Source organism: Marinobacter sp. (assembly GCF_965229985.1).
Classification (GTDB): domain Bacteria; phylum Pseudomonadota; class Gammaproteobacteria; order Pseudomonadales; family Oleiphilaceae; genus Marinobacter.
Map to the genome: position 1 here is coordinate 3,601,440 of NZ_OZ245935.1, position 13,847 is coordinate 3,615,286.

9 protein-coding genes are annotated in these 13,847 nt (G+C 52.5%); 3 read left to right on the forward strand and 6 right to left on the reverse strand.

Features of this window, described 5'->3' with window-relative positions; all coding sequences use genetic code 11:
* The first annotated feature begins 382 nt into the window (after nt 1-382).
* A complete protein-coding gene (locus tag ACO06L_RS16425; protein ID WP_336144641.1) occupies nt 383-2,002 on the forward strand; it encodes an NAD(P)/FAD-dependent oxidoreductase in 1,620 nt (539 codons plus the stop codon).
* A gap of 48 nt (nt 2,003-2,050) precedes the next feature.
* Nucleotides 2,051-3,241, forward strand: coding sequence for a serine hydrolase domain-containing protein (locus ACO06L_RS16430; protein ID WP_336144642.1), 1,191 nt, complete (start codon nt 2,051-2,053; stop codon nt 3,239-3,241).
* An 84-nt stretch (nt 3,242-3,325) separates the two neighbouring features.
* Here the strand turns inward: ACO06L_RS16430 and ACO06L_RS16435 are convergent, their stop codons facing one another.
* The 5 genes from ACO06L_RS16435 to ACO06L_RS16455 form a co-directional block, all read right to left on the reverse strand.
* A complete protein-coding gene (locus tag ACO06L_RS16435; RefSeq protein ID WP_336144643.1) occupies nt 3,326-4,234 on the reverse strand; it encodes an AraC family transcriptional regulator in 909 nt (302 codons plus the stop codon).
* A gap of 1,829 nt (nt 4,235-6,063) precedes the next feature.
* A complete protein-coding gene (locus tag ACO06L_RS16440; RefSeq protein ID WP_421845986.1) occupies nt 6,064-7,770 on the reverse strand; it encodes a sigma 54-interacting transcriptional regulator in 1,707 nt (568 codons plus the stop codon).
* A gap of 255 nt (nt 7,771-8,025) precedes the next feature.
* Entirely contained in the window at nt 8,026-9,675 is a 1,650-nt protein-coding gene (locus ACO06L_RS16445) for an NAD(P)/FAD-dependent oxidoreductase (protein ID WP_336144595.1), read from the reverse strand.
* Between the two features lie 77 nt (nt 9,676-9,752).
* Nucleotides 9,753-10,673 (reverse strand): SphA family protein, encoded by a 921-nt coding sequence (locus tag ACO06L_RS16450; RefSeq protein ID WP_336144596.1) that lies wholly within the window; start codon nt 10,671-10,673, stop codon nt 9,753-9,755.
* Nucleotides 10,674-10,708: 35 nt separating this feature from the next.
* Entirely contained in the window at nt 10,709-11,662 is a 954-nt protein-coding gene (locus ACO06L_RS16455) for an alpha/beta hydrolase (protein WP_202348691.1), read from the reverse strand.
* Between the two features lie 463 nt (nt 11,663-12,125).
* On the opposite strand from ACO06L_RS16455, the gene hxpB reads away from it, so the two are divergent.
* Nucleotides 12,126-12,776, forward strand: a complete 651-nt coding sequence (gene hxpB, locus ACO06L_RS16460; RefSeq protein ID WP_320407653.1) for a hexitol phosphatase HxpB — start codon at nt 12,126-12,128, stop codon at nt 12,774-12,776.
* Nucleotides 12,777-12,787: 11 nt separating this feature from the next.
* Here the strand turns inward: hxpB and ACO06L_RS16465 are convergent, their stop codons facing one another.
* Entirely contained in the window at nt 12,788-13,663 is an 876-nt protein-coding gene (locus ACO06L_RS16465) for a LysR substrate-binding domain-containing protein (RefSeq protein ID WP_202348690.1), read from the reverse strand.
* Nucleotides 13,664-13,847 lie beyond the last annotated feature (184 nt).

Below are 13,847 nucleotides of genomic sequence, written 5' to 3' on the forward strand. Positions count from 1 at the left end.
CTAACCTCACCTATACCGTGGTCCCAACTTGCTGGCCAATTCCATCATTGGCAGATACGTTGACGTCTTGCTGCATTACCGGCAGGAACGAATGTTCCAGCCGTTCGACATCGATTTGTCCAGAAATATCCCGCCCCACTGGATGATCTAGGTTAGTAACCTGATTGGGTCCCGGAAGGAACGATTACGACGCGCGTATTCTGGATGATTGGAGCCTACGATTCGGAATCTGCCAGCCAAATGCAAAATCTTGCCAGCCTCGTTCAATACCAAACCGCACTCATCGTCTCAATATGAAAGCTGCCGTACCGTTGAATGGTGCGCGCAAACTATAAACAAATACAACAAAGTTTCCCTATACAGGAAACTAAAGGAGTTTGAGATGAACGTTGAAAAGAATTCTAATTACTATGATGCGGTAGTGATCGGAGCGGGAGTCGCTGGATTGTATCAGTTGCACAGACTCCGCTCCCTCGGAATGAGCGTCCGAGTTATCGAGACAGCCTCGGGAGTCGGAGGCACGTGGTACTGGAATCGATACCCGGGTGCCCGATTCGACTCTCAGGCTGAGATTTATCAGTACTGGTTCTCGAAAGAGCTTTATGAGAACTGGAAACCCTCAGAGCGCTTCCCGGCTCAGCCCGAAAGCGAGCGCTGGCTAAATTATGTCGCAGACAAACTGGATCTTTATCAAGACATTCAGTTTGATACGCGGGTTGACTCAGCACACTGGAATGAAGCGGAAAATAGCTGGTCGATCAGAACGGACAAAGGTGATCACTTGGAAGCACAGTACCTGATCGCTTGCACAGGAATGCTGTCTGCCCCGCTCGAGGATGTTTTCAAAGGGCAGTCCACATTCCAGGGTCAGATTTGCCACACTTCCCGTTGGCCCAAACAGGGAGTAGAGCTCAAAGGCAAACGTGTAGCAGTGATTGGCACAGGCGCTACCGGGATTCAAGCCATTCAGACTATTGCGCCCGAGGTGGAGACACTTAAGGTTTTTGTTCGCACTCCTCAGTACACCATTCCGATGAGAAATCCGAAATATACAGAGGAGGACTGGAAGTCCTGGTCGGAAAACTTTACTTATCTTAAAAACCGAGTGCTTAACACATTCGCTGGGTTTGACTATGACTTCGATGGGCGGTCATGGTACTCGGACACTCCAGAACAACGTAAACAGACCCTGGAGCAACTTTACAACGATGGTTCGCTAGCCCTATGGCTCTCCTCATATCCCGAGATGTTCAGCGACGAGGCGGTAAACGAAGAGATCTCCGAGTTTGTGCGTGCGAAAATGGCAGAGCGACTGAACAACGATCCGGATCTCTGCAACCTTCTTATCCCGATGGACTACGGGTTCGGTATCCGGCGTGTTCCTCTGGATACCGGCTATCTAGAAACCTTCCTGAAACCGAATGTCGAGACAGTGAACTGCCGGGAGACACCGATCGAAGGCATCGTCCCGGAAGGCGTCCTGATGAAGGACGGCACAGTTCATGCCGTAGACATAATTGTACTGGCAACAGGTTTTGACGCCGGCTCAGGTGCTCTCACGCGAATTGACATACGCGGTAAGGAAAAAATGAGCTTGAAGGAAGAGTGGAGTAATGAAATCCGCACCGCAATGGGTCTGCAGGTGCATGGATACCCAAATTTATTCACCACCGGTGCACCGCTTGCCCCTTCCGCTGCCCTGTGCAATATGACGACTTGCCTTCAACAGCAGGTGGGCTGGATTACCGATATCATTGAGTATGCAAGAAAAGAAAATAAAACGGTGATAGAGCCAACCAAGGAATTCCAGGACGAATGGGTCCGTCACCATGACGAGGTGACAAATCAGACACTCCTCCCGCTGGTGGATAGCTGGTACATGGGGGCCAACGTTCCTGGCAAACCCAGACGACTGCTCTCCTACTGTGGAGGAGTAAATGTTTATAACCAACGTTGTGTTGAGTTGGCTGAGAATAACTACCCAGGATTTGTATTCGCTTGAGTTATGCAGCGAAGAAACAATTCAGATATTAATGAGGGGTAGTGGAAAATGAACAATACAAAACTTAACGTAGCGTTGGACAAAGTACTAAAACAGACAACGGGGCGCCATGGCGGCGCCCCAGGTGTGGTCGCCATGGTTACCAATCGGAGCCACAATATTTACGAAGGTGCTGCAGGTGTACGAGAACTCAATCAACAAGCTCCAATGGACTTGGACACCGTGTTTGCAATCTTCTCCACGACAAAAGCGATTGTCAGTGTCTGCGCGCTGCAGCTGGTTGAAGGAGGGCTGCTTCGGCTCGATGATCCGGCAGGGGACTACCTGCCGGAAATCGATACTTTGCAAGTGCTTGATGGATTCGGTTCTGACGGTCAACCACGGCTCAGGCCACCAAAAAGAAGAATCACGGTCAGTGACCTCCTCCTGCAAACCTCGGGGCTTAGCTACGATTTTTTCAACGCCGAGGACAAGCGCTACCGGGAGCTGAAGGACATTCCGTCGATTATCTCCTGCACAAAAGAGTCCATCCAGACAGTGCTACAGCACGATCCGGGTGACGCCTGGACCTACGGGGTAAATACTGACTGGTTAGGGCTGATCGTGGAGAAATTGCGAGGGAAACGACTTGGAGAAGTTATGGGCGAGCATATATTCCAGCCCCTTGGCATGACAGATACCGCATTTTCGGTAAACGAGGACATGATCGCTAGACGAGCCACAATACATTCAAGGGCTCAGGACGGTCAATTGGTACCCGTTCCAGAGTTAACCTTACCGAAAGAACCTGCGATGGACATGGGTGGGCATGGGCTCTATGCAACCGTCAAGGATTACATGAGATTCTTACGTATGATCCTGAACGACGGTGCAGGCGATCACGGGAGGGTGTTAAAACCTGAAACAGTACACCTGCTGGCTAAAGACGGCTATGCTGGTTCGAGCATTCCCATCGGGTTCTGGGAAACATCCGACCCGACCCTTGCTAACAGCGGCGAATTTATACCGGGAGTAGATAAAGGTTGGTCCCATGCGTTCATGATTAACCGTGAGATGGCGCCTACGGGACGATCCTCCGGTTCGATGGCTTGGGCCGGTCTCGCCAATTGCTATCTGTGGGTCGATAAGACCAAGGGGATCGCCGGCTATTGGGCAACTCAGATTCTGCCATTCTACGATTGTTCATCGTATCCGGGCTTTTATGAGTTCGAAGCTACAACCTACAACAATCTCGACTGATTGGCCGATGATGAGAAAGGTGGCCTGAGCGCCACCTTTCTCTGTGATTGAATTGATTGGAAGGAGGGGAATTAAAAGAGCGAGCTAATGATCGCCGCACCCTCGCAACTGGCCGGGCGTCAGGTTCCATTTGCGTCGAAAAGCTCGGGTCATATGAGCTTGATCTGAGAAGCCACACTCAGTTGCGATGGCTTTGATAGGGCAAGAGCCATTCACTAACATCATTTTCGCTTGTTCGATGCGTCTGTCCAAAAGGTGTGCGCAAGGTGTCACGCCATAGCTTTCCTTGAATCGTCGATAGAATGTCCAAACGCCCAAGCCAACCACCTCTGACATCTGTTCTATGCTGATCTGGCGAGCTAAATTCGCTTGGATGAAGTCAGTCAACGCACACTTCTGACGTTTTGAAAGTCGACACTGACTGACACTCTTCCTGAATCTGACGTCCGCATATTTTCGCAACAGATGGACGCTGAGCTGCAAACCCAAAGCTTCTGCATAGGCTGCGCCGCCAATCGCGGACGTCTGTGTTTCTCCTAAGATGGCATCAGAGATTGAACTAATGGTAGGGTCCTCCGCGTTCAGTACATCATGTAGACAAATCTCGGATATTGGACGGTCTAAAATATCCTGTGCTACTCGTGACATTAACCGTTCGGAAAGGTACACGTGCGATACGTCAATATTTTGAGTCCAGCGCCAATCTGATGGCCTCGCTCGACTCAGCAGAGAAATATGGCCTGGCACACAAGTCGTTCGCTTCCAACGGCTCTCAACGCGCCTGTCCATTGGGGTTTGGCCTTGGAAGTACCGGACTATCATATAGTGATTCATCGGGGGTATAGGGACATCCAAGCCTGTGTATCTGTAAGAACGCTGCCCTACATCACGCCATCCTAGGCCGTCACTGGCGGTCAGGATCTCGCCTGGCACCCATACAGGCAACTCTTCTGGCTCTATGAGGTTTACCATTGTCATCGTGCTCCACGACATGAATGCGTTTCTTGTTTGCGATGGTACTCCCAGTCACATAGGGCTTTATCGAATCTTTCAAATACTCCAGTGTTGTTTACCATCTTCACCGATGAGTTTTACTGCCAAAATGATCCTCGCGGGGAAGGGTGTCAAGTTTTCTCTAGACAGATGCTCCTAAAGAATGTTAAGGGCTCGAGACTTCAGTATGAGTTTTGCTGCCAAAGTATTGTGGTTTGCTATGCAGATCGCAATTTCGTGATATCCAGAACATCCAGCCCAAACGCCAGGTCGGCTGACCGACCTGGCGTTGATCCTAATCTCCAGCCTTTATGAGGTGGAAAATAGACCCGGTGTAGCGTCGCTGAGGATGGTCTGGCCCTATGAGAAGCTCAAAGGCGACACATCGTCGAGATATTGGGCGCCTGGTTCACGAAATCGCTGAACCAGATGCCTCCGTAAACGGCCATTGGCAATGCCTTGATGTATCTGAATCGGCAGTCGCCCAATCCTGATATATGGTCTAAATCCGCCGAATAACAATCCGACGGGAAATACCAGCCGCCTGTGATTGGGTGCAAAAATTGGCTCTTTGGTCAGGCGCAGAAAAGGGGCCGGCGCTCTTCGGAGATACACCAGCTGCCAAAAATCAACAGCGCTGCTTCAGTATGAAGATCCACATTGGAAGGGGGCTCTCAATCCGTTAAATCGGCGCCAGTACCAATGCCAGTGTCAGAGCCATCCAGGAACTCTTGGCTATCGCGGTCACTGCGGTATCCCCTCGGCTCAGGTGTTTGTTGCCAAACTGGCTGCCTCCAGTTACACCTACATCGGAGCTACCTGGAGTAAGAGGTTGCAGTACTAGCTGATGAGTTGCGTGCGCACCTTCTAATATTCCAGTGGCTTCCGAAAATAGATGTGTCGGACAATCTGCACAGTAGTGTCCGCAAATTCAGTTGATACGCCCTGGACCTGAATAGCCTCTCGTTCAGGTGGCTCTTGGAACAGCTAGATCGCCTTAAGAAGTGAGGTCGGAAGATCAGGTCAAACACACTGCCCGGAATCAGTAAGAGCTCTATTGGCAAGAGCATTCCGAACAGGCCTGACGGATCTGTCTGGATTTCTTCAATCTAAGGAAGGGTTACACTGATGTGTTTTGACCTGTCAAATGGTTGCACAATGTTCGTTGTTGCACCTCCGGCTAAGCACGTTGGATCAGAACACGGCCAGGCAGTTTGCGACGGTGGATCATACTGATATACGTGGATTGGTTACCGACCTGACTTCACTACGTCGCGGAGCTGGCCTTTCTCTAGCAGCAGGGATCAGTGGCCGGGAACCGCCTCTGGGCGGGTCCCGGCCACTGCCGGTTTAGTGTCCCCAAGGGTTCTCCACACCGGCCTGGCCCTGCCCTGACTCAACGTGCCTCTTTACCTCATCCTATGCCTGCTTTTGGGTTTTTAGGGTTCATCTGGCATTCACGGCCCCGCGAACCCTCGGCATTTCTTCCCGGACGATCGCCCAGATAAAACCTGCCAGTTCCCTCGCAATCGCCACACACACCAGCTTGCTGTTCTTACCCGCCTGGATGAGATCTCGGTAGCGACCGCAAAGCCGTTTCTGGGCTTGCCAGGCGATCCCCTTCGCGGCCTCTGATGCTGGGGCCGCCTTCCGCTTGAGGTGTTTCGTCTGGCGCGCAGGGAAGCGGTAACTCGGTGATCCTATTGCCAGCGGGAACGGCGCCAACGCCAGTATGATGACGGGGCGGGGTTGTTACAGCCTGGCAATGGGTTAGGTTAGAGAGTGGTCAGCTAGGATATATCGAGAATCTGGCTGTTACCGAGTAAGGATCAAGAATCCGACGCGACCTTTTCCAGACGATAGGCAAGCTGCGCACGAGTGAGCCCGAGAAGACGGGCAGCCTGGGACACATTGCCATCTGATTTGTACATCGCGGTGCAGATCAGCCTCCTTTCAAAATCTCCGAACTCGAAGCCATCTTCGAGCATTGCCTCACACTTTGGATCCGGCTTACTGAAATGGTGACTTTGTGACTCCTTCAGGTGACCGCCTTGGGTTATTTCAACGTCTGGTTCTTCAGGCTTCTCCAGTGCGGGACACAGGGATTCGAGATCAATGAGTTGGTTGTTGTCCGTAAGGATAATGCCGCGTTCAACCATGTTTTCCAGTTCCCGGATGTTGCCGGGCCAGTTGTATTCCATCAGTGCTTGTCTGGCTTTATCGGAGATTCCGGGAATCTTTTTTTGATACTGGGCCTGGAACTTTTTAAGGAAGTGTTCGACAAGCAATGGAATATCATCCCGGCGTTCACGAAGGGTCGGAATATGGACCGGATAAACATTAAGCCGGTAATATAGATCAGCTCGGAACTTTCCTGTTCTGACGGCTTCTTCGAGGTCTTCGTTGGTCGCTACGATCAGTCGAACGTCAACTTTTCGAGTTTCAGTGCCACCGACGCGCTCAAGTTCCCCTTCCTGCAGTACCCTCAATAGGGTTGCCTGAGCACGGGGAGACAGTTCTACCATTTCATCCAAAAACAGGGTTCCGCTATTGGCCCGTTCGAATTTTCCTTCGCGGCTGGTATGAGCTCCAGTGAAGGCTCCTTTCTCAACGCCAAACAGTTCTGCTTCAATCAGGTCAGGTGGAATGCAGGCACAATTAATGGCGATGAAGGGTTTGTCCTTACGCCTGGAATGCAGGTGCAGGCTTCGGGCAAACACTTCTTTGCCGACACCCGTCTCGCCCTGGAGCAGCACACTGACGTTGTTGTCGGCGGCTTTTTGCAGCAAGTTCCAGGCCTCTCGGAATCGTCGGGAGTTACCGACGGAATTGACCGCCATATCGTCCTGATCGTAGTGCTCATGGTGGCTGGCCCTCAGCTCGCTCAGTTGACTCTGAAGCGAGAACAACTCATCAGCCAGGGCATCCGGCTGAAGAATACGATTCAACTCCTCGGGATCTTCCCACTCGTTGGCGGGCTTTCCGACTATTCTGCACTGCTGATCTCCCCTAGCCTGGCACTCCACTTCGCGAAAAAGAACCTGGCGCCCCATATAAAAGGTTGTGAAACCGCTGGAATACCCGGTCAGTAGCCAGCAAACTGGATTCTCGTTCTGGTTTCCTGATGCCAATTGCAGATCGGCTTCAAAGGCCCCATCCCATAGAAACTCTCCGTAAAAACTTCCTTCATCAAGATCGAAATCCATCCGGATCGGTTTAACGTTCACCATACCTTTGATCATGGCGAGTTGCGGACCGGCCGCAAAGGCGTTGGCCGTGCTTAACTCCGGCCTGAGCTTGCGGGCAAGCTCAGCGTCACGCCAGCCCGAGTGAAATCCCAGGCGCATTAGCAAGCCTCTGGAACGCTGTTCGCCAATGGTTGCAACCAGCTCATCGCGCAAGTTGAGGAACAGGCTGCTGTGGACCAGCAACATACGTTGTTCTTGCATCCATACCCTGCCCAACCTGGGCTCGAACCGAATCTGGTTTACCAGATCCTGGCTGGTGGGGAATTTGGGATCGGTGGTTGTTGGCATTGGATCATTCCGGGTTGTTGTAATTATCAAGAGTAAACGTTGCCTGATGAAAGGAATAGCCCCTCTAGGGGATCGGAGCAGGAATCGTGCCCAGAAACAAGGATGGCGAGAAGGTGTTGTTTTCTAAGGGGCGAACACTGTAGCGCACGAAAGCTTCAGGATATAAGTGAATCAGTTGATGAAATAATAAAGGCTAAAAGCCCGGCGCCCGTTGGGGCGCCAGGAAAAGGGAGCCTCAGCTCCCTGTCAAAGAGGTCACGATGCAATGGCCTCCTGGTCGGAGTTCGCGTTCTCAAGGATAAATCCTGCATACCCGTTCTCAGCGACTTCCTGGCAAACCTGTTTGTAGGATGCGCCACCACCCAGATACACCATAAAGGAACGAGGCTTACCCGGAATGTTCGAGCCGGTGTACCAGGTATTAGTTTTTGGCAGTAGAGTTGAGTTGGCAATGCCTTCCACCACTTCACGCCACTCATCTTCCTTGGCTTTTTCGGGCTCAATGGTGTTGATGCTGTTGGCTTCCATATGCCGAATGGTATCGGCTATCCACTCAACATGCTGCTCAATGCCCAGGGGCATATTAAATAGTACCGAGGGGCTCTGCGGACCAGTAATCATGAAGAAGTTCGGAAATCCGTTGGACATCAGCCCGAGGTTGGTGCGAGGACCTTCGCTCCAGTAGTCCTGCAGTCGTACACCGTTGCGTCCGGTTAGATTGAGCTTGAACAGCGGACCGGTGAAGGCATCGAAGCCGGTGGAGTAGATCAGACAATCGAATTCATAGTTTTCGCCATTGGCCAGCTTCAGACCATTCTCAGTAATTTGGCCAATCGCATTGGCTTTAATGTCGACCAGAGAAACGTTGTCCCGGTTGTAGGTCTCAAAATAGTTGGTTTCGCAGGGCTGACGTTTGGTACCGTAAAGGTAGTCTGGGCACAAAAGCTCTGCAGTTTTCGGGTCCTTGACCCTTTCGCGGATTTTGTTGCGCACAAATTCGGCCACGATTTCGTTGGCTCTTTCATCGAACAATACGTCGCCGTAGCTGCCTAGCCAGAGAGCAAAACCACCTTCGTTCCAGCAGTTTTCTAAATGCTTCTGCACGTCTTCGGGGCTATCTTGGAAGATGGACTCCCGCATGTTCGGGAAGGGTACGCCGGCCAGTGCAGCGCGGGCTTCCTTACGGAACTCACCATAGCTTGCCTTGATGGCACTGGCCTCTGCCTCTTCCATCGGGCCGTTCTGCAAGGGTGTGGCGTAGTTTGGCGTGCGCTGGAAGACCGTCAGGTGTTTGGCTTCTTCGGCAATCAGGGGAATAGCCTGAATGGCGGATGCGCCAGTGCCGATAATACCGACCGTTTTGCCGCTGAAGTCGACGCCTTCGTGGGGCCAGCTGGAGGTTGCGTAAACCTCGCCATTAAACGAGTCTTTGCCCGGATAGTTCGGGATTGCTGCTGTGGAGAGGGTGCCAACACCGGAGATGTAGTATTTGCAGATCACCGTGTGGCCCCGGTCAGTTTTGATGGTCCAGCGGTTGGTGCGCTCATCGAAATCCGAGGAGATCACGCGGGTCTCAAAGGTAATATCATCACGCAGATCCAGTTTGTCTGCGACAAATCCCAGGTAGTCGAGAATTTCAGCCTGGCCCGCGTATTTTTCAGACCAGCTCCATTCCTGCTGGATCTCTTCAGAAAAAGAAAACGAGTAATGATAACTGGAAATGTCGCAGCGCGCGCCCGGATAACGGTTCCAATACCAGGTACCCCCTACGTCATCGGCGGCTTCGAAAACTTCGGCTTTCATACTCAGTTTGTCGCGCAGGGTATGGAGCATGTAGAGACCGGCAAAGCCGGCGCCTACAACAACGGCATCGGTGTGGGTGGTGGTGTTGGTTTGTGTAGTCATGATATCAACCTCTTGTTTTTGTTTGCTTGAACTAAGGAGGGCCGGTGTAGCCCGTGTTCGCACATGCAGTCTGATGGTTACAGGGGCATGGCGAACTGGAACCAGAAGGAGCCGCCTTCTGAACTGTTCTCCACTTCGGTTTCATGCAGATATTTGAAAACGATGGCGGTTTTGGGGCCGAGGCCGTAGAAAACCTGAGGCCCTATCGCCAACTTCTGGATGCGGTTGCCGTCACCGACGGTCTGGCCGTTTATCTCGTCGTCCGAGAACTGTTTGGTGTAGTGCCCGGCAACGCCGATTTGCCACTGTGGCGAGGAGACGGGGCGGTAACCGGCAAAGTAATCAACATTGAACACGTCACCGGATTCATAGTGGGTGTCGTCATTTTCAAAATTGAAGGTGAAGGTGGGGGACAGTGACAGCTCCCACTGCTGGTTCGCGAACCAGGTCATATTGAATTCCTGAACGTAGGAAGCAGTGTTGCTGGTGGTGTTGATCAGGTTGTTGCGATCATAGTCGCCCAACGGAATGAATCCGCTGAAACCGGTTGAAAAATGCAGGGCCTCGTAGGCCGACCAGTTCACGTACAGCGGCGTGAGGTAGATCTGGTTCAGACCGGTTTCCGAGTCGTCTGCCACGCCCACATCCAGGGAGTTGCGGCCACCAGACAGGATGGCGCCGCTGGTGAAGGTGATTCCGGAATCGGTTTGGTGGTCCCAGGTGTGATTCAGGCGGAATGCCTGGGCAAATACGTCCAGCTCGAATTTTCCGGGCAGAGTGTCGCCGTTGGTATCTTTAAACTCATCCGCGGAGTAGAACACGGTGTAGCCGTAGAACTGTGTTTCTCCCGGGGCAGGCATCATTGCCGGTAATACGGTATTCACACCGTTGGGCCAGTTGGTTGCACCATTCTCGACGGCCTGGACGGTGGCTGCTGCACCGCTGCAGAGAGCGGCCGTGAGAAGTCGGCGGGTCAGCATCTGTTTTTTCAGTCTCATACTGGTTCTCCTTTTTGTTGTCTTTGTCGGGTGGGTCATACGTTGGCGGTGTTGGCTTCCCGGATCGCGCGGCCGATTTCACTAACCACAAGCTCTCTGGCCGGTATGCTTTCAGGCAAGGCATTCAGGATGGTGAAAAAGCCATGGATCTGGCCTTTAAATTGGTGATAAGTAACCGGAACTCCGGCTTCCTCAAGGCGCCGGGCGTAGGCGGCGCCTTCGCCACTCAGCACATCGTGTTCTGCTGTGATGACGACGGCTGGTGGCAGTCCAGACAGGTCTTTGGCCAGAAGCGGAGATACATCAGGATCCTGTCGTTGGGCGCTGTTCGGAACGTAGTTCTTCCAAAACCAGACCATATCAGCCTGGCTTAGCAGGCCCTGGTTGGCAGGATCCTGATAACTGGGTGTGCCGAGATCCGGTTGAGTAACCGGATAGATCAGGATCTGCTGGGCCAAGGCGGGACCACCGGCGCCTTGCGATTTGCGGGCGACGACGGCTGCCAGGTTACCGCCTGCGCTGTCACCGGCCACGATTAGTGGTAGCGGAGTGTCTACGCCGGAAACCTTGCTTTGGTTATCTGCAACCCACTCGAGCGCAGTCCAGGCATCATTAATGGCCGCCGGGAAGGGGTGTTCAGGCGCCAGCCGGTAATCCACCAGCACAACCGCACAGTTGCTTTCAATGGCGATAAATCTTGCCAGAGTGTCGTAATCGTCAAGATCACCTACCACCCAGCCGCCACCGTGTAGATAAACGATGATGCCGTCGGGCTCAGGGGAAGGGACCAGAGCACGAAGGGTAACTGTGGCCATGTCGGAGGTAATGCTGAATTCCTCACTACGATCGACAGTCGGGCCTTCACCGATAATCTCCCTCAGGGTAGAGAAGAACGTACGGGCGTCGGTAACGCTCAGGGTGTGGAGGGCAGGTGCACCCTGATCGGCGAGTTGTTGAAGAAACTGACTACTTGCGTGGTCGAGAGCCATTGCACTTCCTCTTGTTTGTTGTTGTAAGGAGAGGGAGAGCAATGGCCGTGCCAGGCTATTTTCCTGTTTAATTAGTACATATAAATCAATTGCCTATTCGGGTTTGTGTCAATTTTGTCAACGGGCCCTGTCGAGTCGTGGGCAAGGGTGTTTCACGAAAATCACCAACAGCTTTCAGGAAATCCGTAATCAGTTTTTTACGCTAATATGGTACTGTCTGCGCCTACGGGATAACCCCTACACCAAAACCCTGAGCAGAATGATGTTGACCACACACGTGGCACAACAATTCGGACCTTTTCGACAAAGGTTTTGGGGTGGGTAGTTGCGCGCAGTGATAATAAATAGATTGTGTGGGTACTAACCGGCAGTGAACCCAAATTGGCGACTCTACATTGGGATAATCTCTGGGTGGGAAGAGGCGATGTGGCTGGACTCGCCTCTATGATGGGAGCTGTATAAAGTGAGTGCAACGGCTGTAATTTTTGATATGGATGGCCTTTTGATCGATTCCGAACCGTTCTGGGCGGAAGCGGAGAGAAGGGTTTTTTCATCCGTGGGTGTTGAACTGTCGGAGTCACTGTGTCGAAAGACAGCCTCGATGACTACTCGGGAGGTTACCGAATTCTGGTATCGACGTTTCCCATGGCAGCAAAGATCCATCGAAAATGTCGAAAATGACGTCATTGACTGCGTCAACGAATTGATAAGAAAGGATGGCCAGCCCATGCCTGGAGCCCGGCAGATAGTGGATTACTGTTACAGGAGAAGTCGCAGAGTGGGATTATCGACAAATTCACCATACCGCTTGATCAATACCGTTTTGGAAAAGCTCGACATTGCCCAGTATTTCCACGGAGTTTCGTCATCGGAGCATGTGGAGCGGGGAAAGCCCGACCCTGGCGTTTACCTTGCTACGTTGCGAAAGCTAGAGGTTCACCCGGAGCAATGCATCGCTTTTGAAGATTCTGTATCCGGTGTGCAGGCGGCCAAGGCCGCAGGCATTAGAACCATTGCCGTGCCACCGGCATACGACTTTGATAACCCAGACTATTCATTGGCTGACAAGAAATGGCGGTCCTTGCGGGATTTCTCTGGGGGGGCTGCTGTTTAAGCTAGCCGCGGTCAGTTGGGAGCAACTAACCTAATCGTCTCGTATTCCAGAAGGTCACATAGGTCTTGAACAGCGGCTGAAGCATTGGAAGATCGAAGCAGCTTGAGAGAAATCGCTGGAAGCTTGGGAAGATCAAACGTTTCATCAGCGCATTGAATGCCCTCGGGCATGGCATGCTCGGTTCGCACGGCAAGTCCCAGTTGTGAGCGCAGCGCAGCCCAGATGCCAGGTAGGCTGGGCGTGGTAACCGCCACTCGCCAACGTTTGTCTGCTTTTTCAAGTGCTGCGAGTGCCGACTGCCGAAAGAGGCAGGGGTGGTCGAATAGCACCAATGGTACCCGGTCAATCCGGGAATCGAACATAAAGCTCTCGTGCGCCAGCCAATGCATGGCCAGCTTGCCGAGCAACTTGCCATCACTCCCGGCCGGGTTCTCTGGGTAAAACGCGATCGCAACGTCCAGCCTACCCGCTCTGACCTCCTCGGCAAGAACATGATTGGGGCCGGCTTGGACCTCGACATGAACTCCTGGGTGCATATGGGAGTACTGAGACAAGGTTGCCGGCATCACATCTTCGAAGAAATCCTGGGGCAGGCCAAGCCGGACCGTTGCCGTGGTTGCTGTCGCACCAAGCGCCAGCGCGGCTTCATCATTAAGCGCGATGATACGGCGGGCGTAGGCGACCAGCGCCTCGCCTGCATCGGTGGGGACCAGACTTCTACCTCTGCGGACAAATAGTTGAGTTCCTGCCTGCTGTTCCAGTTTCTTCAGCTGCATGCTGACCGCAGACTGAGAACGTCCGAGCTGTGCGGCCGCACGTGCGAAGCTGCGCAACTCGGTTCCTGCCACGATGGCGCGAAGCGCATCAATATCGAAGGTAACAGTCAATTCGGGATTCCAAAACTATTAGTTCAAATATATTCGATATTCAAAAGTGTATGCCGGTGCTAGCATTGCGTCAATTCAATTGCGATGTTCACAGTGTTGCCTATCAGCCTTTATTGAAGGTTGATGGAGAAAGAGTGAGTTGGCTATGAGGCTTCTAACAACCGTTTTCTCAACCTCGAGTCCG